This window comes from Streptomyces sp. DI166 (assembly GCF_900091315.1).
GTDB lineage: Bacteria > Actinomycetota > Actinomycetes > Streptomycetales > Streptomycetaceae > Streptomyces > Streptomyces fuscus.
Genome location: NZ_FLSP01000032.1, coordinates 23,016 through 44,488 on the forward strand (window position 1 = coordinate 23,016; position 21,473 = coordinate 44,488).

Annotated in this window: 16 protein-coding genes and 3 pseudogenes; 12 read left to right on the forward strand and 7 right to left on the reverse strand. The window is 71.2% G+C overall.

The features are described 5' to 3' along the window. Positions 1 to 36: 36 nt before the first annotated feature. The gene (locus GA0115233_RS17715; RefSeq protein ID WP_093721201.1) at positions 37 to 537 is read right to left on the reverse strand and encodes a DUF6415 family natural product biosynthesis protein; all 501 of its coding nucleotides are present in this window, start codon (positions 535 to 537) and stop codon (positions 37 to 39) included. Between the two features lie 245 nt (positions 538 to 782). Between GA0115233_RS17715 and GA0115233_RS17720 the strand changes: the two are divergent. Together GA0115233_RS17720 and GA0115233_RS17725 are read left to right on the forward strand one after the other, a co-directional pair. Next, positions 783 to 1,908 (forward strand): annotated as a pseudogene (locus GA0115233_RS17720) (helix-turn-helix domain-containing protein). A gap of 12 nt (positions 1,909 to 1,920) precedes the next feature. Further along, a complete protein-coding gene (locus GA0115233_RS17725; protein WP_093721202.1) occupies positions 1,921 to 2,499 on the forward strand; it encodes an HD domain-containing protein in 579 nt (192 codons plus the stop codon). 174 nt (positions 2,500 to 2,673) lie between these two features. Here GA0115233_RS17725 and GA0115233_RS17730 read toward each other — a convergent pair whose 3' ends face one another. Next, positions 2,674 to 3,513: a serine hydrolase gene (locus GA0115233_RS17730; protein ID WP_093721203.1), complete on the reverse strand. Its 840-nt coding sequence runs from the start codon at positions 3,511 to 3,513 to the stop codon at positions 2,674 to 2,676. Between the two features lie 224 nt (positions 3,514 to 3,737). Between GA0115233_RS17730 and GA0115233_RS17735 the strand changes: the two genes are divergently transcribed. After that, positions 3,738 to 4,538, forward strand: a complete 801-nt coding sequence (locus tag GA0115233_RS17735; RefSeq protein WP_093721204.1) for an endonuclease I family protein — start codon at positions 3,738 to 3,740, stop codon at positions 4,536 to 4,538. A gap of 178 nt (positions 4,539 to 4,716) precedes the next feature. Beyond that, positions 4,717 to 5,343 (forward strand): annotated as a pseudogene (locus GA0115233_RS41765) (helix-turn-helix domain-containing protein); the annotation flags it as partial. A 167-nt stretch (positions 5,344 to 5,510) separates the two neighbouring features. On the opposite strand, the gene GA0115233_RS41770 reads toward GA0115233_RS41765, so the two are convergent. Together GA0115233_RS41770 and speB are read right to left on the reverse strand one after the other, a co-directional pair. Then, complete coding sequence (locus tag GA0115233_RS41770; RefSeq protein WP_093721206.1) at positions 5,511 to 7,232, reverse strand: thiamine pyrophosphate-binding protein; 1,722 nt, start codon at positions 7,230 to 7,232, stop codon at positions 5,511 to 5,513. After that, positions 7,229 to 8,197, reverse strand: a complete 969-nt coding sequence (gene speB / locus GA0115233_RS17750; RefSeq protein WP_093721207.1) for an agmatinase — start codon at positions 8,195 to 8,197, stop codon at positions 7,229 to 7,231. The genes GA0115233_RS41770 and speB overlap by 4 nt, the downstream gene beginning before the upstream one ends. 142 nt (positions 8,198 to 8,339) lie before the next feature. Here speB and GA0115233_RS17755 point away from each other — a divergent pair, with 142 nt between their 5' ends. Further along, a complete protein-coding gene (locus tag GA0115233_RS17755; protein ID WP_107406441.1) occupies positions 8,340 to 9,920 on the forward strand; it encodes a helix-turn-helix domain-containing protein in 1,581 nt (526 codons plus the stop codon). Between the two features lie 134 nt (positions 9,921 to 10,054). After that, entirely contained in the window at positions 10,055 to 10,846 is a 792-nt protein-coding gene (locus GA0115233_RS17760; protein WP_093721208.1) for a phosphatase, read from the forward strand. A 24-nt stretch (positions 10,847 to 10,870) separates the two neighbouring features. Here the strand turns inward: GA0115233_RS17760 and tesB are convergent, their stop codons facing one another. The 3 genes and pseudogenes from tesB to GA0115233_RS17775 form a co-directional block, all read right to left on the reverse strand. Further along, the gene (gene tesB, locus GA0115233_RS17765; RefSeq protein ID WP_093721209.1) at positions 10,871 to 11,737 is read right to left on the reverse strand and encodes an acyl-CoA thioesterase II; all 867 of its coding nucleotides are present in this window, start codon (positions 11,735 to 11,737) and stop codon (positions 10,871 to 10,873) included. Between the two features lie 8 nt (positions 11,738 to 11,745). Then, positions 11,746 to 12,903, reverse strand: a complete 1,158-nt coding sequence (locus GA0115233_RS17770) for an acyl-CoA dehydrogenase family protein (RefSeq protein ID WP_093721210.1) — start codon at positions 12,901 to 12,903, stop codon at positions 11,746 to 11,748. Positions 12,904 to 12,999: 96 nt separating this feature from the next. Further along, positions 13,000 to 13,597, reverse strand: a pseudogene (locus GA0115233_RS17775) (TetR/AcrR family transcriptional regulator). A gap of 87 nt (positions 13,598 to 13,684) precedes the next feature. Here GA0115233_RS17775 and GA0115233_RS17780 point away from each other — a divergent pair. The 6 genes from GA0115233_RS17780 (at position 13,685) to GA0115233_RS17805 (ending at position 21,466) form a co-directional block, all read left to right on the forward strand. Beyond that, complete coding sequence (locus GA0115233_RS17780) at positions 13,685 to 15,301, forward strand: carboxyl transferase domain-containing protein (RefSeq protein ID WP_093721211.1); 1,617 nt, start codon at positions 13,685 to 13,687, stop codon at positions 15,299 to 15,301. Between the two features lie 6 nt (positions 15,302 to 15,307). After that, positions 15,308 to 17,239, forward strand: coding sequence for an acetyl-CoA carboxylase biotin carboxylase subunit (locus GA0115233_RS17785; protein ID WP_093721212.1), 1,932 nt, complete (start codon positions 15,308 to 15,310; stop codon positions 17,237 to 17,239). Continuing rightward, the gene (locus GA0115233_RS17790; RefSeq protein ID WP_093721213.1) at positions 17,236 to 18,180 is read left to right on the forward strand and encodes a hydroxymethylglutaryl-CoA lyase; all 945 of its coding nucleotides are present in this window, start codon (positions 17,236 to 17,238) and stop codon (positions 18,178 to 18,180) included. The genes GA0115233_RS17785 and GA0115233_RS17790 overlap by 4 nt, the downstream gene beginning before the upstream one ends. A gap of 5 nt (positions 18,181 to 18,185) precedes the next feature. After that, on the forward strand, positions 18,186 to 19,346 hold the full coding sequence (locus GA0115233_RS17795; RefSeq protein ID WP_093721214.1) for an acyl-CoA dehydrogenase family protein: 1,161 nt from the start codon (positions 18,186 to 18,188) through the stop codon (positions 19,344 to 19,346). 165 nt (positions 19,347 to 19,511) lie between these two features. Then, entirely contained in the window at positions 19,512 to 20,555 is a 1,044-nt protein-coding gene (locus GA0115233_RS17800; RefSeq protein ID WP_093721215.1) for an ABC transporter substrate-binding protein, read from the forward strand. Positions 20,556 to 20,560: 5 nt separating this feature from the next. Beyond that, positions 20,561 to 21,466, forward strand: a complete 906-nt coding sequence (locus GA0115233_RS17805; RefSeq protein ID WP_093721216.1) for a siderophore-interacting protein — start codon at positions 20,561 to 20,563, stop codon at positions 21,464 to 21,466. Positions 21,467 to 21,473: the final 7 nt, after the last annotated feature.

Below are 21,473 nucleotides of genomic sequence, written 5' to 3' on the forward strand. Positions count from 1 at the left end.
GCGGCCCTGTCCCGAGACGGCCGCCATGGGCCCCGTTCACGCCGGGGAGGCGTTGGTGCAGCGGTCATGGATCCGGCCGACGGGCGTCCAGCCTCCGGCCGGGCTGCCCTGGTCGTCGTACGGCCGAGTCGCGTCTCCCGGCCTGACGGGCTGGTCGCAGACCAGGCACATACGGACTCCGGTGAGTGTCTCGTAGTGGTCGCACAGCGCCAGCAGTGACCGTCCGAGCCTGCGCGCGTGCGCTGCCGCGTCGGAGGGCAGCGGGCCGGGTACTGCCGTCAGCCTGCCGCGGGCCCAGGTGACGCAGGCGAGGGCGACGTAGCGGGGCACGTCGTCGGCGGGAAGCCTCCGGGCCGCCTCCTCGACCTCGGGGATGAGCACTGACATGTGGCTGCGCAGCAGCCCGCTCAGCGTGTCCAGCCTCGCCCCGTCGATAGGGGTCGCCTCGGGTGGCAGCACCTCGGCAACGCTCGCACGGATCGCCGCGACGTCCACTGCGGGCCCTCTGGTGCTCGTACGGCTTTCGGCAGAGGTCATGACTCTGCCTCGCTGTCCTTCGCAGTGAGGAGGCCACCGACCACGACCGTGGGGTGCGCGGAGGCGAGCCGGCCCGCGATGTTCGAAGCGGTGTCACGCAGTGGGGTTCTCATAGGCACTCGGCCGTCCACAGCAGCACCTTCCCTATACGCTCAGTTGCTGGATGACTACCTTCACGGTAGGAAGCGACCATCACGGCCTGAAGTGACCACCGGTACAGGTAAGGCAGTGGCAGGCCACGGGGATTGGGTGGATTCATGCCCTCGAACTCACGCGAAACCCTGCCCTGCAGTCGGGGTTCGGCGTCACGGCCCCGTGTCGGGGTCATCACCGGGTACGTATTCCGGATCATTCGGGAACAGCTCGGCTGCACACAGGAGTCCGCCGCCGAACGGCTCGCCGTGTCGCCGGACACGGTCGCGGGCTGGGAGTCCGGCAGGCGGCCCCTCACGGCAATCCCCGTCGGACAGATGCTCGCGCTGCGGCACCGGCTGATGCAGATGGGGACCGCTCCGAAGCTGCTTCAGGCGCTGGAGCGCGCCATGGAGGCAGACGTGCTCCTGGCCAGTGCCCTGGACGACGAAACGCCCGTGGACCAGAGCCCTCTGGGCGCCTGGGTCATGCAGCGGGACCTGATCGAGGTGCTGGCCTGGCCGCTCAACGGCGTGCCCCCGCAGCCCGTACGTGCGTTGCCCGCACCGCCCCTGCCCCGCCGCGGCCCAGTTCCGTCGGCCCCCACGCTCACCGCGTCCGACCTGCGCCGATTCTTCGAGCGGATGCGGGACGCGGCAGAACAAGCCCCCCACGAAGACCAGTTCCTGTTACGCCGTCAAGCCCTGTATCTGTCCGGCTACGACGACCAGTCAGACACTGCGGACTGGCTGGCCCACCAGCAGGCCACAGAACGACCGAGAAACCGGCTGATGGACTGGCTCAATTCGCGATCCGTGGCGGCCGTGGCTGCCCGGCAGGGCGACCGGGACCGGATGAACCACTTCATCGACACCGCGCTCGTCGACGACGAGGCCGGTGAGGCAGCGAACTTGAACTACTGGGCGTACTGGGTCGGCGAGAACGCTCACCTCGAACTGTCCGACGGCTTCCTCGCTTCCCGTAGGCCTGGGCCTTGGCCCGGGGACAGGCTGCTCCTGCACCTGGCCCACGGTCTCGCGCCCGAGCACGGGTACGTGGACCTGAACATCCACTCCCTGTGGTCTTTGCTCGCCGTCCGCCCCACCTTCTCAAGTCCCGTGCTGTCGGCCGGGCCCTACGCGATCGGCTTCCCGTGATGTTGGATAGCCCGGGGCTGTTACTCGTGCTCGCCGTGAGTTGGGCAGCATCACCTACGCGATCCGCCTTGCCGAGGCGTGAGAGGAGACCGGCGTGACCGAGGGCCTGGACCAGGTGGCGCGATTCCTGTTCGAAGCGGGGACGCTGAAGCAGTCGAAGCGGACCGGGTGGTGGATGGCCGGTGTGCGCGACCCGGAGAGCGTCGCCGAGCACTCCTGGCGGACCTCGCTGATCGCGTCCGTGATCGCCAAGCTGGAGGGCGCCGATCCAGCACGCGCGGCGTTCCTGGCGGTGTGGCACGACTCGCAGGAGACGCGCACCGGCGACATCAACCACCTCGCGAAGAAGTACGCCGACGAGCCTGATCCACAGGCCGTCACTACGGACCAGGTCTCGGGCATGCCGGAGGTACTCGCCTCGACGGTGCGGGACCTGGTCGCGGAGTACGAGGCAAGGGAATCGGCCGAGGCGATCTGCGCGCGGGACGCCGACAAGCTGGAGTGCATGCTCCAGGGCATCGAGTACAAGGCGCAGGGCTACGAGCTCGCACAGCGGTGGATCGACAACAGCCGCGGCCGTCTGGTGACGAAGACGGCGAACGCGCTCGCCGACCAGTTGCTGGCCACGCACCCGCTGGACTGGCTGCGCAGCACGCTCGGCGAACAGCGCTGAACCTGCCCCCCGGTCTGGGGAGCGGGCGTTCGGCGAACGGGCATGGTGCAGTCGGGTGTTGGCCGCCAGCAAGGTTGTTGCCGCCGGTGCGGTGGCGAAGGCGGTTCGTCCTCGCCATCGCCGCATGCCCGTCACCGTAGGGCGGGCGGGTGACGGGCGGGAGACCGCAGGGCGTCAACTCGCGTCGAGATCGCGGTGGATGACCTTGGCGACGCCCTGGATGGTGGTGATGCCGTAGTTCATCGTGCTGTTGCCGTGGGTCAGCACGGTCATCACGTAGTCGTGCCCGCCGCCCTTGAAGGTGCCGACGCTGTGCACCCGCCAGCCGTTGGTGGCCCGCTGCAGCCAGCCGTTCTTGACGTGCACGAGGACGTCGGAGGGCGCGCCGTAGGGGGTTCCCCAGCGCTGGGAGGAGACCACCTTGCCCATCAGCTGGCGCACGTACTTGCGGGAGGCGTCGGTGAGCACCGTGTTCTTCTCGATGAGCAGCTTCATCAGCTTCTGCTCGTCGGTGACGGTGATCTGGGTCAGGCCCCAGTAGCCGTTGGCACCCGGCTTGGTCTGGGTCATACCGGCCGCGGTGAGGAACTTCTTCACCTTGGTGACGCCGAGCTGGTTCCACAGGGTGGTGGTCGAGGCGTTGTCCGACTTGGTGATCATGGCCGTGGCGAGGGACTTCTCCCGGCTGGTGAGGGAGCGTCCGGTCTTCTGCGCGTCCCACAGCAGGGTGGCGAGGACGGTGACCTTGACCACGCTGGCCGAGTCGTAGGCGGTCGAGGCGCGCAGGGTGCACGTGGTCCTGGTGGACCGGTCGTAGAGACCGACCGCGATGGTGCCCTTGCGGTTGGCGAGCGCGGCGGTGATGTCCTTCTTCAGCTTCGTGGCGAGTCCGGCGTTGGCGGACGTGCAGCTGACGGTGGGTGTCGCGGCGCTCGCGGGGGTGACCGCGGCCACGGAGGCGAGCAGCACGCCGCCCGCGACCCATCGGGCCCGTCTGGATATGCGGTGAGTCATGCCCGGTTGACCCGCGGACGCCGGAAGCGGTTGTAGGCGTTGGGGAAGGGTTGTACAAGCCGTTATCGCGGCGTGCCGTTTCACGTGTCAACTCGCGGGGACAACACCCGATTTGCCGTTTCCGGTCACTCAATCGACACGCGATGTCCATTTACAGCCCCTCATGTGCATGTCACGCTCACTGGTGCCGCCTTCAATCAACCCGCGTAGATGGGACTCCCCACATGCTGGCGACACGCATACCCCGCTTCCGGCCGGTGGCCCTCACCACCGCCGCCGTCCTGGTCGCACTGAGCGCCCCCGCCCTCACCGCGACCCCCGCCGCGGCGACCACGACCGCCTACGACAGCACGTACTACAAGAACGCGATCGGCAAGTCCGGTACGAGCCTGAAGAGCGCCCTGCACACCATCATCAAGTCCCAGACCAAGCTGTCCTACTCGGCCGTCTGGGAGGCGCTGAAGGTCACCGACCAGGACCCGAACAACAGCAGCAACGTCAAGCTGCTCTACTCGGGCATCTCCCGCAGCAAGTCGCTCAACGGCGGTGACGTGGGCGACTGGAACCGGGAGCACGTCTGGGCGCAGTCCCACGGCGGCTTCGGCACCTCCGCCGGTCCCGGCACCGACCTGCACCATCTGCGCCCCGAGGACGTCCAGGTCAACAGCACCCGCGGCAACAAGGACTTCGACAACGGCGGCAGCAGCTTCACCAACTCCGGCGGCAGCCTGACCGACTCCAACTCCTTCGAGCCCCGCGACGCCGTCAAGGGCGACGTGGCCCGCATGATCCTCTACATGGCCGTCCGCTACGAGGGCGAGGACGGCTGGCCCGACCTGGAGCCCAACGACTCCATCAACGGCAGCGTCCCGTACCACGGCCGCCTCTCGGTCCTGAAGCAGTGGAACGACGAGGACCCGCCGGACGCCTTCGAGGAGCGCCGCAACAACGTCATCTACACCAACTACCAAGGAAACCGGAACCCGTTCATCGACCACCCGGAGTGGGTCGAGGCGATCTGGTAACCCACCCGCCCCCCCCCACGGGCGGCCTCGTATCAGGGCTCCCCAGTGACCCTGATACGAGGCCTGCGGACCCCCTGCCGCGCGACGGCAGGACGGCTCGGTTCCGACCGGTCCGACGGAGAGTCTCACCCGCCCCTGCTGTGCTTTCCACGTGCGGTTATTGCAGATAATGCGACCCATGCGACTCACCACTGGCGACCGTGCCGCACTGAAGAAGGTGCTTCAGGAGCGGCGTGCCGCGATCGATCCCGCGAGCAAGGGGTTTCCGCGGCGGGCCGGCGGGCCCGGAAGACGGGCCGCCGGGTTGAGCCAGGAGCAGATGGACGATCTGCTGGCCCGCGCCCGGGGCACGTACAACAGGTTCGAGAACGGCCAACTGCGGCGTCCGCCCGCCGATTTCCTCACCGCCGTCGCGAAGAGCCTGGAGCTGAGCGAGCAGGAGTGGATGTTCCTGTGGCAGCTCACCCGCAGGGAGAACCCGCCCCGCGCGCTGCACGAGCCCTCCGCAACGGCGCTGTCGGGGATGTGGCAGGAGTTGCTCGACCGGGTCGACGGGGTGATCGCGTACGTGAACGACACCGAGTTCGACATCGTCGCGCACAGCGAGGACTTCCGGCTGTTCTTCCCGCCCGGACGCGCACCGTCCAACGTGATGCGCGGACTGCTGCTGGACCCCGAGATACGCACCAGGACGCTGCAGGAGTGGGAGACCGCCTGGGCCCCGGCGGTCATGCCGTTCCTCAAGCAGGCCGTGCAGTTGCGGCCGGGCAACGCCGGGCTCGCCGCACTGGAACGCGATGTCCTCGCCGATCCGGTGGCCGGTCCCCTCTACCGCGCCTCCGCCTCGGTGCCCCTCCCCCACACCGACGGCTCGGAACTGCCCGTCAACCACGCCGTGCACGGCCGCGGTTGGCTGGTCACCTGCCTCGCCGAGCCCCTGGTCGCCCCCGGGGCCAAGATCAACCTCAGCTTCTACCGGGCCGATCCCGGCGCCGGCTCCTCGTGCGCAGGTGCTTCGTGCGTCGGCGCGAACAGCCGCAGCACAGCGGGGAGTACGACGACGGAGGGCCCCGGCGCGGCCAGCGCCTTGGCCAGGTCCGCCGCCAGCGCCTCCGGGCTGGTGCGCACCCCGGGCACGCCGAAGGACTCGGCCAGCGCCACATAGTCCGGGCGGGTCAGCTCGGTGCCCGTGGTCCGGCCGAAGGCGTCCGTCATGTACTCGCGCAGGACGCCGTAGCCGCCGTCGTCGACGATCAGCCAGGTGACGTCCAGGTCGTACTGGCGGGCCGTGGCCAGCTCCGCGACCGAGTACAGCGCGCCGCCGTCCCCGGAGACCGCCAGCACCGGGCGCGTCGGGTCGGCGACCGCCGCGCCGAGCGCCGCCGGGAAGCCGTAGCCGAGGCCGCCCGCGCCCTGCGCGGAGTGCATACGGTTGGGGCCCTTGGCGTCGAAGGCGGACCAGGCCCAGTACGCGAGGATCGTCATGTCCCAGAAGGACGGCGCGTCGGCGGGCAGCGCCTTGCGGACGGCCGCCAACACCTGCTGCTCCAGCGTGAGTTCCTGCGCCGCGATCCGCGCGGCGACCTTGGCCAGCAGCTCCCGCACCCGCTCCGGCGCGGTGTCGTCGGTCCGCTCGGACACCGTCTCCAGCAGCGCCTGCAGGGCGAGCCGGGCGTCGGCGTGGATGCCGAGGGCGGGGTGGTTGGACTCCAGCTTGCCGAGGTCCGCCTCGATCTGGATCACCCGGCCGCGCGGGGTGAACGTGTGGTAGTTCGAGGAGAGTTCGCCCAGTCCCGAGCCGACCACCAGCAGCACGTCCGCGTCCTGAAGGAAGTCGGTGGTGTGCCGGTCCTCGATCCAGGACTGGAGGGAGAGGGGGTGCTTCCAGGGGAAGGCCCCCTTGCCGCCGGGGGTCGTGACGACCGGCGCCTTCAGCCGCTCGGCGAGCTGCTTCAGCTTGCCGCTCGCGTCGGCGCGTACGACACCGCCGCCCGCGATGATCGCCGGGCGCTCGGCGCGGGAGAGCAGGTCGGCGGCGACGGCGGTCAGTTCGGGCCGGGGCGGCAGTTCCTCGGGGAAGGCGTCCACGCCGGTCACCACCGGCAGGGTGGTCTCGGCGTTCAGCACGTCCTGTGGGATCTCCACCCACACCGGGCCGTGCGGGGCGGTCAGCGCCGACTTCCAGGCCGCCGCGATCGCGGACGGGATCTGCGACTGGCTGCGCACGGTGTGCACGGACTTCACCACGCCGCGGAACGAGGCCGCCTGGTCGGGCAGTTCGTGCAGATAGCCGTGGCGCCCGCCGCCCAGGCCCGCGGTCGGGACCTGGCTGCAGATGGCCAGCACCGGCGCGGAGGCGGCCGCCGCCTCCTGGAGCGCGGGCAGCGAGGTCAGCGCGCCGGGGCCGGTGGACAGCAGCAGCGGGGCGGCCTCGCCGGTGATCCTGCCGTAGGCGTCCGCCGCGAAACCGGCGTTGTTCTCCACGCGCAGGCCGACATAGCGCAGATCGCTGCGGCCCACCGCGTCGAACAGGCCGAGCGCGTGCTGGCCGGGCAGCCCGAACACGGTCGTCGCGCCGAGCCCGGCCAGCGTCTCCACGACCAGGTCCCCGCCGGTGCGCCCGGGCGGCGGATTGAGCGCCGCCTCCGTCTGGGCGGCGGTGGGGCGGAGCACCAGGTCGTGGTCGTGGGTCACTTCGCGCGTGCCTCTGCAATCTGGCGGGACATGATCGTGGTCAGCTCGTACGCCGTGTGGGAGGCGGCGACCGAGGTGATCTCCGCGTGATCGTACGCGGGCGCGACCTCGACGACGTCCGCCGAGACCAGGTTGCAGGAGGCGAGTCCGCGCAGGATCTCCAGCAGCTCGCGGGAGGTCATACCGCCCGCCTCGGGCGTGCCGGTGCCGGGGGCGTGCGCCGGGTCCAGGCAGTCGATGTCGATGGAGATGTACAGCGGGCGGTCGCCGATGCGCTGGCGCAGCTGGTCGGCGACCTCGTCGGCGCCGCGGCGGTAGATGTCCGCGGAGGTGACGATGCCGAAGCCCATCTTCTCGTCGTCGGTGAGGTCCTGCTTGCCGTAGAGGGGGCCGCGGGTGCCGACGTGGGAGAGGGCGGAGGTGTCGAGGATGCCCTCCTCCACGGCACGGCGGAACGGGGTGCCATGGGTGTACTCGGCTCCGAAGTAGGTGTCCCAGGTGTCCAGGTGGGCGTCGAAGTGGAGCAGGGCGACCGGGCCGTGCTTCTTGGCGACGCTGCGCAGCAGGGGCAGGGCGATGGTGTGGTCGCCGCCGAGGGTCATCAGGCGCGCGCCCGTACCGAGCAGCTCGTCGGCGGCGGCTTCGACGGTCTCCACGGCCTCGTTGATGTTGAACGGGTTCACCGCGATGTCGCCGCCGTCGGCGACCTGCGCGAGGGCGAAGGGGGAGGCGTCCTGCGCGGGGTTGTAGGGGCGCAGCAGACGGGAGGCCTCACGGATGGCGTTGCCGCCGAAGCGGGCGCCGGGGCGGTAGGAGACACCGGAGTCGAAGGGCACGCCCACGACGGCGACGTCGGCGCGGCCGACCTCGTCGAGGCGGGGCAGCCGGGCGAAGGTGGCCGGGCCGGCGTACCGGGGGATGCGCGAGGAGTCGACGGGGCCGCGGGGCGTCTCGTTGCTGCTCATGAGGTACTGCCTTCTTTCCTACGCTTTCGTCGCGTATATCCGTCTCAGTCTGCCGGTCCGGACCGACCCTAAGCGGGCGGAAAGCGACTGCGAAGTGTACATTTCATCCATTGCGGCGGTACGGAATGGAGGGAACGCACATATGCCCGACCCGTCCGTGCCACCCACCCCACCTGTCCCGCTCTCGGCGCTGCTGGCCCGGGACGACCTGGGCCTGCGCCCGATCGCGGCGGTGCCCGACCCGGCCGCCGTGCCGATCCACTGGGCGCACGCCTCGGAAATGACGGACCCGTACCCGTACCTGCTGGGCGGCGAGCTGCTCCTCTCGGCGGGCGTCCACATCCCCTCCTCCGGCGACCCGGCCCCCTACTTCGACGCCTACGTCTCCCGGATCGTCGCGGCGGGCGGTGCCGCCCTGGGCTTCGGCCTGGCCCCGGTCCACGACACGGTGCCGCCGGCCCTGGTGGCGGCCTGCGAGACCCACGGTCTGCCCCTCCTGGAGGTCCCGCCCAGGACCACGTTCTCGGCGGTGGCCCGAGCGGTGTGGCAACTCATGGCCCAGGCCCGCCTCTCCGAACTCCGCCGCGTTACCGAGGCCCAACAGAGCCTCGCCACAGCGGCCTCCCGCCCGGACCCGGTCCCGTCGGTCCTACGGCAACTGTCGCAGCGGGTCGGGGGGTGGGCGGCGCTGTACGGGCCGGACGGCACCGAACTGTCAGCAGCGGGCCGCGGCCCGAGGCCGGAGGTGAGGAAGGCCCTGGCGGAACTGACGGGGGTGGTACGGCCTTCTGACAGAACTGCGGGCAGTCGTGCCGCTGGGGCGGCCCCCGCAACCAAAGAGGCGGCACCCCGCAAGCGCGGGCAAGCGAACCCCACCCCGCCCCCAGCCACCGGCGCCGCCGCACCGGCACCCGCCTCAGCCACCGACACAGTCGCCGGCACCCACCTCGCCGCATACGCCCTCGGCCCGACCCCCGGCTTCGTACTCGGAGTCGCGACCACCCACACCGACCAGGCCACCCACACCATCGCCTCGGTAGCCGCCGTCCTCCTAACCCTCCTCACCGGCGAACAACAGACCGGCACAGGCGCCGCCCGCACCTCCGCCCTGGTCCGCCTCCTCCTCGGCGCCGAACCAAAACACGTCGCCCCCCTCCTCGGCACCGGCCCCCACGTGGTCGTACACGCCCACCCCGACCCCCACACCACCCCCGACCCCCTCACCGCCTCCGCCCTCGGCACCGCCCTGGGCTCCCCCCTCGTCGACCTCGCCCAGGAGACGGACGTCGTCCGCGTCCTCGTCCCCGCCGACCGCGAGATCACCCCCCAGCCCGGCTGGACGCTGGGCGTCAGTGACCCGGCGCCCCCGGACCAGTGGCCCGCCGCCGACACCCGCGCCGCCCGCGCCCTCGCCCACGCGAAAGCGACCCGCGCTCCCCTGGTCCGCCACGGCGCCCGCACCGGCCTCGCCCAGCTCGTACCCGACGACGCGGCCGAGGCGTACGCCCGTACGCTCCTCCAACCGATCGCCGACACCCCCGCGCTGGTCGAGACGCTGCGCACCTGGCTGTCCCTGCACGGCAGTTGGGACCGCACCGCCGTGGCCCTCGCCGTGCACCGCAACACCGTCCGCCAGCGCATCACCCGCTGCGCCACCCTGCTCGGCACCGACCTCGACGACCCGGACGTCCGCATGGAACTCTGGTTCGCCCTACGGCAGTGAACCCCCGCGGTGACCCCGTCAGTGACCCACCAGTGGCCCCGTCAGTGACCCCCGCAATGCCCCGACAGTGACCCACGTCCCAGCACCCAGGGTCGCCCCGCACACCCGCGGGGGTCTGCCGCACAATGGGACACATGCCGATACCCGGGACACCCAGCCGCGCCGAGCTCGTCGAACACCTCGTCAGAACCCGTATCGCGGGGGATGTCGCCACTCCCCGCGAGAACAACCTCTCCCACTACCGCAAGCTCGCGAACGGCGACCGCAACTTCTGGCTCGGCCTGGAGCTGGGTGACCGCTGGACCGACGAGCAGGACGTGCTCGCGGTGATGGCGGAGCGCGTCGGGGTGAACGACGACCCCGAGTACCGCTTCGGCCAGGACACCATCGACCCCGAGCTGACCGTCGCCGGTCTGGAGCGCATGGCGAGCCGCCTGCGCAAGGCGGCGGACGCCGGCCAGCGGGTGCTGTTCGCCACCGGCCACCCCGGCGGTCTGCTGGACGTGCACCGGGCCACCGCCGCCGCCCTACGCGCGGCGGGCTGCGACATCGTGGTGATCCCGGACGGGCTGCAGACGGACGAGGGCTACGTCATGCAGTTCGCGGACGTGGCGGTGCTGGAGCACGGCGCCACGCTGTGGCACACCCATTCGGGCGAGCCGATGAAGGCGATCCTGACGGCTCTGGAGCGGATCGGCCGCCCGCTGCCGGACCTGGTGGTCGCCGACCACGGCTGGGCGGGCTACGCGGCCCAGCACGGCGTCGAGGCGGTCGGCTACGCGGACTGCAACGACCCGGCCCTCTTCCTCGCCGAGTCCGAGGGGACCCTCCAGGTGGCGGTCCCGCTCGACGACCACGTGGTCAGCCCCCGCTACTACGACCCGATGACGGCGTACCTGCTGGCCGAGGCGGGTCTGGAGGGCTGACCCCACGGGGTGGCACCGCCCCGGTCAGCGCGGGACGCGGACCACGCCCTCCTGGATGACCGACACCGCGAGCCGGCCGTCCTGGGTGTAGATCCGCGCCTGGCCCAGGCCCCGGCCGCCGGAGGCCGACGGCGACTCCTGGTCGTACAGGAGCCATTCGTCGGCGCGGAAGGGGCGGTGGAACCACATGGCGTGGTCCAGGGAGGCGCCGACCACGTCGCCGATCGCCCAGCCGCCCCGGCCGTGTGCGAGCAGCACCGAGTCCAGCAGCGTCATGTCGGAGACATAGGTGGCGAGCACGACGTGCAGCAGCGGGTCGTCCCCGAGCTTGCCGTTGGTGCGGAACCACACCTGCGAGTGCGGCTCGCGCGGCTCGCCGAACTTCCCGTACGGGGGTTCGTCGACGTAGCGCAGGTCGACGGCCTCGCGGGCGGAGAGGAAGTGCTCCACCACGCGCGGGTCGAGGTGCGCGTAGCGGCGCAGCCGGTCGTTCGAGGTCGGCAGGGTCGCCGGGTCCGGCGCGGGCGGCATGGGGGCCTGGTGGTCCAGGCCCTCCTCGTACGTCTGGAAGGACGCGGAGAGGGCGAAGATCGGCCGGCCGTGCTGGACGGCCACCACCCGCCGGGTGGTGAAGGAGCGGCCGTCGCGCATCCGCTCGACGTTGTAGACGATCGGCGCGCCCGGGTCGCCCATGCGCAGGAAGTACGCGTGCAGGGAGTGCGGGGCGCGGTCCGCGGGGACCGTGCGCCCGGCCGCGACCAGCGCCTGCGCCGCCACCTGCCCGCCGAAGACGCGCGGGACGACGGCGGGCCGGGACTGGCCGCGGAAGATGTTCTCCTCGATCGGCTCAAGGTCGAGCAGATCGAGGAGATCCTGTAGTGCCTGGCTCACCTGTGTCCTTACAGGCCCATGTCCTTGGCGATGATCGTCTTCATGATCTCGCTGGTGCCACCGTAGATCCGGTTGACCCGGTTGTCCGCGTACAGGCGGGCGATCGGGTACTCGTTCATGAAGCCGTAGCCGCCGTGCAGCTGGAGGCAGCGGTCGATGACGCGGTGGGCGACCTCGGTGCAGAACAGCTTGGCGGAGGCGGCCTCGGCCGGGGTCAGCTCACCGGCGTCCAGGGCCTCCAGGGCGCGGTCGACGACGGCCTCGGCGGCGTCCACCTCGGCCTGGCAGGCGGCCAGCTCGAACTTGGTGTTCTGGAAGGCGGCGACCGGCTTGCCGAAGACGGTGCGCTCCTGCACGTACTGCTTGGCGAACCGGACGGCGGCCTTGGCCTGGGCGTAGGCACCGAAGGCGATGCCCCAGCGCTCGGAGGCCAGGTTGTGGCCGAGGTAGTAGAAGCCCTTGTTCTCCTCGCCGAGCAGGTCCTCGACCGGGACCTTGACGTCGACGAAGGCCAGCTCGGCGGTGTCGGAGGTCTTCAGGCCGAGCTTGTCGAGCTTGCGGCCGACGGAGTAGCCCTCGGACTTGGTGTCCACCGCGAACAGGGAGATGCCGTGGCGGCGGTCCTCGGCGGTGGGCGCGGCGGTGCGGGCGCAGACGATGACGCGGTCGGCGTGGACGCCGCCGGTGATGAAGGTCTTGGCGCCGTTGAGGATGTAGTGGGTGCCGTCCTCGGAGAGCTTGGCGGTGGTCTTCATGCCCGCGAGGTCGGAGCCGGTGCCCGGCTCGGTCATCGCCAGCGCCCACATCTCCTCGCCGGAGACGAACTTCGGCAGGTAGCGCTTCTTCTGCTCGTCGGTGGCGAGCATCTTGATGTACGGCAGGCCGAGCAGCACGTGCACACCGGAGCCGCCGAACTGCACACCGGCGCGGGCGGTCTCCTCGTACATCACCGCCTCGAACTTGTACGAGTCGATGCCGGCGCCGCCGTACTCCTCGTCGACGCGGATGCCGAAGACACCCAGCTCGGCGAGCTTGTAGTAGAAGTCGCGGGGCGCCTGGCCGGCCGCGAACCACTCGTCGTACACCGGTACGACCTCGGCCTCGATGAAGGCGCGGATGGTCTCCCGGAACGCCTCGTGGTCCTCGTTGAACACAGTACGGCGCACGCCGCCACCTCCACCTGCGTATGTCTAAGCGCTTGCTCACTCAACCGTACCGGCGAGTACGAAGCACCGTCCAGGGGAACCGGCCCGTAACGCTCGTCACTCCTGCGCCGCCGCGAAGGCCCCCTTCGCCATGCGGTGCAGCAGCTGTGAGGTGGCCCCGCGGCCGGGCAGGGGAGCCGGGGCGGCCGAGGTGCGGGGTGGAGTTGAGCAGGCCGAAGACCGAGTGGACGGCGGAGCGGGCGGTGGGCTCGGTGAGCGCGGGGTAGGCCTTGCGGACCACCTCCACCCACAGCTCGACGTACTGGCGCTGGAGCTGGCGGACCAGCTTGCGGTCGCTGTCGCGCAGCCGGTCCAGCTCGCGGTCGTGCAGCGTGATCAGCGGGCGGTCGTCGAGCGCGAAGTCGATGTGCCCCTCGATCAGGGAGTCCAGCACCGCCGCGGGCCCGTCCCCGTCGGCCTCCGCGAGCCGCCGCTTGGCCCCCGTCAGCAACTGGCCGCTGATGCCCACCAGCAGCTCCGCCAGCATCGCGTCCTTGCCCGGGAAGTGCCGGTACAGACCGGGTCCCGAGATGCCGACGGCGGCACCTATCTCGTCGACCCCCACACCGTGGAAACCGCGTTCGGCGAAGAGCCGCGCGGCCTCCTTGAGGATCTGCTCTCGCCGGGTGGGTGCGTCGGTTCTGGTGGCTGCCATGCGAGCAATTCTAGACAGGGAGGTTAGCGGTCGTTAACCTGGAGGAAATGCGTTAACGCTCATTAACAAGGGTGAGGGGACCGCAGGATGCACGAGGCACCCGAGCTGACGAGCGCGGCAGATCCCGCGTCGGCGGCCTGGCAGGCCAATGAGGAGGCGCAGCTCGCGCTGGTCGAGGAGCTGCGCGGCAAGCTCGCCGCGGCGCGCCTGGGCGGCGGCGAGAAGGCACGCGCGCGGCACACCGCGCGCGGCAAGCTGCTGCCCCGGGACCGGGTGGACACCCTCCTGGACCCCGGCTCCCCCTTCCTGGAGCTGGCCCCGCTCGCGGCGGAGGGCATGTACGACGGACAGGCCCCGGCCGCCGGGGTGATCGCCGGGATCGGCCGGGTCAGCGGGCGCGAGTGCGTGATCGTCGCCAACGACGCCACCGTCAAGGGCGGCACCTACTACCCGATGACGGTGAAGAAGCACCTCCGGGCGCAGGAGGTGGCCCTGGAGAACCGGCTGCCGTGTCTGTACCTGGTCGACTCCGGCGGCGCCTTCCTGCCCATGCAGGACGAGGTCTTCCCCGACCGCGACCACTTCGGGCGGATCTTCTTCAACCAGGCCCGGATGTCCGGCGCGGGCATCCCGCAGATCGCGGCGGTCCTCGGCTCCTGCACGGCCGGCGGCGCGTACGTCCCGGCGATGAGCGACGAGGCGGTCATCGTCCGCAACCAGGGCACGATCTTCCTCGGCGGCCCGCCGCTGGTGAAGGCGGCCACCGGCGAGGTCGTCACGGCCGAGGAGCTGGGCGGCGGTGAGGTCCACTCGCGCGTGTCGGGCGTGACCGACCATCTCGCGGAGGACGACGCGCACGCCCTCAGGATCGTGCGGAACATCGTCTCCACGCTCCCCGCGCGCGGGCCGCTGCCCTGGCAGGTGCTGCCCTCCGTCGAGCCCAAGGTCGACCCCTACGGCCTGTACGGCGCGGTCCCGGCCGACCCGCGCACGCCCTACGACGTCCGCGAGATCATCGCGCGCGTGGTCGACGGCTCCCGGTTCGCGGAGTTCAAGTCCGAGTTCGGCCAGACCCTGGTCACCGGCTTCGCCCGGATCCACGGCCACCCGGTCGGCATCGTCGCCAACAACGGCATCCTGTTCTCCGAGTCCGCCCAGAAGGGCGCCCACTTCATCGAGCTGTGCGACCAGCGCGGCATCCCGCTGGTGTTCCTGCAGAACATCTCCGGGTTCATGGTGGGCCGCGACTACGAGGCGGGCGGCATCGCCAAGCACGGCGCCAAGATGGTCACCGCGGTCGCCACCACCCGCGTCCCCAAGCTGACGGTCGTGGTGGGCGGTTCGTACGGCGCCGGGAACTACTCCATGTGCGGCAGGGCCTATTCGCCGCGCTTTTTGTGGATGTGGCCGGGCGCCAAGATCTCCGTCATGGGCGGCGAGCAGGCCGCCTCAGTCCTCGCCACCGTCAAGCGCGACCAGTTGGAGGGCCGCGGCGAGCAGTGGCCCGCGGAGGAGGAAGAGGCGTTCAAGGCGCCGATCCGCGCCCAGTACGAGCGCCAGGGCAACGCCTACTACGCGACCGCCCGCCTCTGGGACGACGGGGTCATCGACCCCCTGGAGACCCGGCAGGTGCTGGGCCTGGCACTGACCGCCTGCGCGAACGCGCCGCTGGGTGACCCCCAGTTCGGCGTCTTCCGGATGTGAGGACCCATGTTTGACACAGTGCTCGTCGCCAACCGCGGTGAGATCGCGGTCCGGGTGATCCGCACCCTGCGCGCCCTCGGCGTCCGCTCGGTCGCCGTCTTCTCCGACGCGGACGCCGACGCCCGGCACGTCCGGGAGGCCGACACGGCGGTACGGATCGGACCGGCGCCCGCGGCCGAGAGCTACCTGTCGGCCGAGCGGCTGCTGGAGGCCGCCGACCGCACCGGCGCCCAGGCCGTCCACCCGGGATACGGATTCCTCGCCGAGAACGCCGACTTCGCGCGCGCCTGCGCCGAGGCCGGACCGGTCTTCATCGGGCCGCCCGCCGAGGCGATCTCCCTGATGGGCGACAAGATCCGCGCCAAGGAGACCGTGAAGGCGGCCGGAGTGCCGGTCGTCCCCGGCGGACGCGACCCCGAACTCGCCGCCGCGGCCCGCGAACTGGGCGCGCCGGTGCTGCTCAAGCCCAGCGCGGGCGGCGGCGGCAAGGGCATGCGGCTGGTGCGGGACCTCGCGGTGCTGGACGAGGAGATCGCGGCGGCCCGGCGTGAGGCGGCGTCCTCCTTCGGCGACGACACGCTGCTGGTCGAGCGGTGGATCGACCGCCCCCGGCACATCGAGATCCAGGTGCTGGCCGACGGCCACGGCCATGTCGTCCACCTCGGCGAGCGCGAGTGCTCCCTCCAGCGGCGCCACCAGAAGATCATCGAGGAGGCGCCCTCGGTCCTGCTCGACGAGGAGACGCGGGCCGCGATGGGCGAGGCGGCCGTGCAGGCGGCCCGCTCCTGCGGCTACCGGGGCGCGGGCACGGTGGAGTTCATCGTGCCGGGCGTCGACCCGTCCGCGTACTACTTCATGGAGATGAACACCCGCCTCCAGGTGGAGCACCCGGTCACCGAGCTGATCACCGGGATCGACCTGGTCGAGTGGCAGCTGCGGGTCGCGGCCGGGGAGAAGCTCGCCTTCGCGCAGGACGACATCCGCCTCGACGGCCATGCCGTGGAGGCCCGGATCTGCGCCGAGGACCCCGCGCGCGGCTTCCTCCCCTCCGGCGGCACCGTGCTGCGGCTGCGCGAGCCCTCCGGGGACGGGGTGCGCACCGACTCCGGGCTCACCGAGGGCACCGAGGTCGGCAGCCTGTACGACCCGATGCTCTCCAAGGTCATCGTGCACGCCGCGGACCGCCCGACCGCCCTGCGCAAACTCCGCGCGGCGCTCGCGGAGACGGTGACGCTGGGCGTGCAGACCAACGCCGGGTTCCTGCGCCGCCTGCTGGCCCATCCGGCCGTGGTGGCCGGGGAGCTGGACACCGGGCTCGTCGAGCGCGAGGTCGACGGGCTGGTCGCCTCAAAGGTCCCGCAGGAGGTGTACGCGGCTGCGGCGGCAGTACGGCTGAACGCGCTGAAGCCCGCAGGCGACGGCTGGACGGACCCGTTCTCGGTGCCGAGCGGCTGGCGCCTCGGCGGTACGGCCCAACCGCCCGCCTTCCCCCTGCGCGTGCCGGGGCTCGACCCCGTCACCCAGGAGGCGCCCGGCACCGGCACGGTCACCGGCGACACCGTCTCCGTCACCCTCGACGGCGTCCGGCACACCTTCCACCGCGCCGCCGACTGGCTCGGCCGGGACGGCGACGCCTGGCACGTGCGCGACCACGACCCGGTCGCCGCCTCCCTCACCCGCTCCGCCCACTCCGGCGCCGACTCCCTCACCGCGCCCATGCCCGGCACCGTGACCGTGGTCAAGGTCGCCGTCGGGGACGAGGTGAGCGCCGGTCAGAGCCTGCTGGTGGTCGAGGCGATGAAGATGGAGCACGTCATCTCCGCCCCGCACGCCGGCACCGTCGCCGAACTGGACGTCAAGCCCGGCACCACGGTCGCCATGGACCAGGTGCTCGCGGTCATCGCCCCGGCGGAGAGCGACGAGGAGGAAACGGCATGAGCGCCCTCGGCCTCGCCCTCCCCATGACCGTCCCCGCGCCCGGACTGCCCGCACGGGTACGCATCCACGAAGTCGGCGCCCGCGACGGCCTCCAGAACGAGAAGGCGACCGTGCCGACCGAGGTGAAGGCGGAGTTCATTCGCCGCCTCGCCGACGCCGGCCTGACCACGATCGAGGCCACCAGCTTCGTGCACCCCAAGTGGGTGCCCCAGCTCGCCGACGCCGAGCAGCTCTTCCCGCAGGTCTCGGACCTGTCGGTGGACCTGCCGGTGCTGGTGCCCAACGAGCGCGGCCTGGACCGCGCGCTCGCCCTCGGCGCACGCCGGGTGGCCGTCTTCGCCAGCGCCACCGAGTCCTTCGCCAAGGCCAACCTCAACCGCACGGTCGACGAGGCGCTCGCCATGTTCGAGCCGGTGGTGGCCCGCGCGAAGGCGGACGGCGTCCATGTGCGCGGCTATCTGTCGATGTGCTTCGGCGACCCCTGGGAGGGACCCGTGCCCGCGGCCCAAGTGGTCCGGGTGTGCACGGCGCTGCTGGACCTGGGCTGCGACGAGCTGAGCCTCGGCGACACCATCGGCGTGGCCACCCCGGGCCAGGTGACCGCGCTGCTCACCGCGCTGAGCGCGGAGGGCGTGCCCACCGAGGCCCTCGGCGTGCACTTCCACGACACCTACGGACAGGCGCTGGCGAACACCCTTGCCGCGCTCCAGTACGGCGTCAGCACCGTCGACGCCTCCGCGGGCGGCCTGGGCGGCTGCCCGTACGCCAAGTCCGCCACCGGGAACCTCGCCACCGAAGACCTCGTGTGGATGCTGCACGGCCTCGGCATCGACACCGGGGTCGACCTCGGCCGTCTCGTCGCCACAAGCGAGTGGATGGCCGACCGACTGGGCCGCCCCAGCCCGTCCCGCACCGTACGAGCCCTCTCCCACAAGGAGTGACCCCCATGGACCACAAGCTCTCCCCCGAGCTCGAAGAACTGCGCCACACGGTGGAGGAGTTCGCGCACGACGTCGTGGCGCCCAAGATCGGTGACCTGTACGAGCGGCACGAGTTCCCCTACGAGATCGTCCGCGAGATGGGCCGCATGGGCCTGTTCGGGCTGCCGTTCCCCGAGGAGTACGGCGGCATGGGCGGCGACTACATGGCGCTCGGCATCGCCCTGGAGGAACTGGCCCGGGTCGACTCCTCGGTGGCCATCACCCTGGAGGCGGGCGTCTCGCTGGGCGCCATGCCGATCCATCTGTTCGGCACCGAGGAGCAGAAGCGCGCGTGGCTGCCCCGGCTGTGCACCGGCGAGATCCTCGGCGCCTTCGGGCTGACCGAGCCGGACGGCGGCTCCGACGCGGGCGCGACCCGCACGACGGCCCGGCTGGACCCGGAGACCGACGAGTGGGTGATCAACGGCACCAAGTGCTTCATCACCAACTCCGGTACCGACATCACCGGTCTGGTCACGGTCACCGCCGTCACCGACCGCAAGCCCGACGGCCGGCCCGTGATCTCCTCGATCATCGTCCCGTCCGGCACCCCGGGCTTCACGGTCGCCGCCCCCTACTCGAAGGTCGGCTGGAACGCCTCCGACACCCGGGAGCTGTCCTTCGTCGACGTCCGGGTGCCGCGCGCCAACCTGCTGGGCACCGAGGGCCGTGGGTACGCCCAGTTCCTGCGCATCCTCGACGAGGGCCGGATCGCCATCGCGGCGCTGGCGACGGGGCTGGCGCAGGGCTGTGTGGACGAGTCGGTGAAGTACGCCAAGGAGCGGCACGCCTTCGGCCGCCCGATCGGCGCCAACCAGGCGATCCAGTTCAAGATCGCCGACATGGAGATGAAGGCCCACACCGCCCGGCTGGCCTGGCGGGACGCGGCCAGCCGGCTGGTGACGGGCGAGCCGTTCAAGAAGGAGGCGGCGCTGGCGAAGCTGTACTCCTCCACGATCGCGGTGGACAACGCCCGCGACGCCACCCAGATCCACGGCGGCTACGGCTTCATGAACGAGTACCCGGTGGCCCGGATGTGGCGGGACTCCAAGATCCTGGAGATCGGCGAGGGCACCAGCGAGGTCCAGCGGATGCTGATCGCGCGGGAGCTGGGGCTGGTGGGGTAGTCCGGCAGACGACTTCTTTCGAGGCCCAACCTCCGTGCGCTGCGACGGAGTTGGGCCTCGGTCCGTACAGGGTGTGACCCCCGCCCCTGGACATCATCTGAGGTTAGGCTAACCTACCTTCGAATTGTCCGGCGCAAGATCGCCCTGTTCGAAAGCAGCGTACCCATGCCCAACGCAGCCACCCACCTCACCCGCCGTGGCATCCTCGCCGCGGGCGGAGCCCTCGGCCTCGGTGCCGTGCTCGCCGCCTGCGGTGACGACGACGCGAAAAGCGGTGGCTCCGGCGAGGAGAAGGCCGCCGCGAAGTCCGGCCCCTGGACCTTCAAGGACGACCGCGGCGAGACGGTGAAGCTCGACAAGGTGCCGACGAACATCGTCGCGTTCACCGGTGTCGCCGCCGCCCTCTTCGACTACGGCATCCAGGTCAAGGGTGTCTTCGGCCCGACCACGACCAAGGAGGGCAAGCCCGACGTCCAGGCCGGCGACCTCGACGTCAGCAAGGTCACCGTGCTCGGCAACGAGTGGGGCAAGCTCAACATCGAGAAGTACGCGGCCCTGGCCCCCGAGGTGCTCATCACCACCACCTTCGACGACGCCGGGACCCTGTGGTCGGTGCCGCTGGAGTCCGCCGACAAGATCGCCAAGCTCGCCCCGGACGTCGCGATCTCCGTCTACGACCGCCAGCTGACCCAGCCGCTGGAGCGCATGTGGGAGCTGGCCGAGTCGCTGGGCGCGGACATGAAGTCCGCCAAGATCGCCGACTCGAAGAAGAAGTTCGAGGCCGCCGCCGCCCGGCTGCGCGCCGCCGCCAAGGCCAAGCCCGACATCAAGGTGCTGGCGGGTTCCGCCTCCCCGGAGATCTTCTATGTCTCCGGCACCAACTTCTCCATCGACCTGGAGTACTTCAAGGCCCTCGGCGTGAACTTCGTCGAGCCCTCCGAGAAGGCCAAGGAGCCCAACGGCGGCTGGTTCGAGTCGCTGAGCTGGGAGCAGGTCGACAAGTACGAGGCGGACATCATCATCATGGACGACCGCTCCTCGACCCTCCAGCCCGCCGACATCACCGAGGCGACCTGGAAGAAGCTCCCGGCCGTCAAGGCGGGCCAGGTCATCCCGCGTTCGCCGGAGCCGATCCTGTCCTACGACAAGTGCACCCCGCTGCTGGAGAACCTGGCCGAGGCGCTGGAGAACGCCAAGAAGGTCGCCTGACCTCCATGGCCACGACCGTAGCCGTCTCGTTCCGCTTCTTCGCCCTTCAGGTCGTACGGACGAGGCGGCTCGGTCCGTCCCTGGTCCGGGTGACCTTCGGCGGCGAGGAACTGCGCGACTTCCGCTCCGACGGGCGCGACCAGTCGCTGTCACTGTTCCTGCCGCACCCGGGGCAGGACGCCCCCGTCGTCCCCGTCGAGCTGGGTGACGGCTGGTGGCAGGGCTGGCGTGAACTGCCCGACGACGTACGGGCGGTGATGCGCTCGTACACCCTGCGCGCGCTGCGCCGGGACCCCGACGAGATCGACATCGACTTCGTCCTGCACGGCGTCGAGCCCGGCGCCCCGGTCCCGGCCGGACCCGCCTCCCGGTGGGCCGCCACCGCCCGCGCCGGGGACCGGGTGCTGCTCATCGGGCCCGCCGAGGCGGACAACCGGGCCATCCGGTTCCGCCCGCCCGCCGACACCGACCTCGTCGTGATCTGGGGCGACGAGACCGCGCTGCCGGCCGTCTCCGCCATCGTCGAGTCGCTGCCCGCCGGGACCCGGGCCCGGGTCTGGCTGGAGGTCCAGCACGCCGGGGACGTCCAGGAGCTGAGCACGCAGGCGGACGCCGAGATCCACTGGCTGGTCCGCGAGGAGCGGGGCGGCGCCGAGGGCTCCCCCATGGCCCTCGGACCCACGACCCGCGAACCCGCACCCCGCGAGCCCATGGCCCTGGACGCCCTCCGGCGGGCCCAACTCCCGCCAGCCGAGCGCCCGTACGTCTGGATCGCCGGCGAGTCGGGGTGCGTGAAGGCGCTGCGTCGGCATTTCGTGGGTGAGCGCGGGATCGACCGGCGCCGGGTCACCTTCGTCGGCTACTGGCGGCGTGGGATGAGCGAGGAACAGCTGCGCGAGAGCGGCGAGTAGAGCGCCG

Coding starts and splice junctions, on each gene's coding strand:
- GA0115233_RS17715 (WP_093721201.1), bottom strand. CDS start 537: ATGACCTCTGCCGAAAGCCGTACGAGCACCAGAGGGCCCGCAGTGGAC.
- GA0115233_RS17730 (WP_093721203.1), bottom strand. CDS start 3,513: ATGACTCACCGCATATCCAGACGGGCCCGATGGGTCGCGGGCGGCGTG.
- GA0115233_RS17735 (WP_093721204.1), top strand. CDS start 3,738: ATGCTGGCGACACGCATACCCCGCTTCCGGCCGGTGGCCCTCACCACC.
- speB (WP_093721207.1), bottom strand. CDS start 8,197: ATGAGCAGCAACGAGACGCCCCGCGGCCCCGTCGACTCCTCGCGCATC.
- GA0115233_RS17755 (WP_107406441.1), top strand. CDS start 8,340: ATGCCCGACCCGTCCGTGCCACCCACCCCACCTGTCCCGCTCTCGGCG.
- GA0115233_RS17760 (WP_093721208.1), top strand. CDS start 10,055: ATGCCGATACCCGGGACACCCAGCCGCGCCGAGCTCGTCGAACACCTC.
- GA0115233_RS17780 (WP_093721211.1), top strand. CDS start 13,685: ATGCACGAGGCACCCGAGCTGACGAGCGCGGCAGATCCCGCGTCGGCG.
- GA0115233_RS17785 (WP_093721212.1), top strand. CDS start 15,308: ATGTTTGACACAGTGCTCGTCGCCAACCGCGGTGAGATCGCGGTCCGG.
- GA0115233_RS17790 (WP_093721213.1), top strand. CDS start 17,236: ATGAGCGCCCTCGGCCTCGCCCTCCCCATGACCGTCCCCGCGCCCGGA.
- GA0115233_RS17795 (WP_093721214.1), top strand. CDS start 18,186: ATGGACCACAAGCTCTCCCCCGAGCTCGAAGAACTGCGCCACACGGTG.
- GA0115233_RS17800 (WP_093721215.1), top strand. CDS start 19,512: ATGCCCAACGCAGCCACCCACCTCACCCGCCGTGGCATCCTCGCCGCG.
- GA0115233_RS17805 (WP_093721216.1), top strand. CDS start 20,561: ATGGCCACGACCGTAGCCGTCTCGTTCCGCTTCTTCGCCCTTCAGGTC.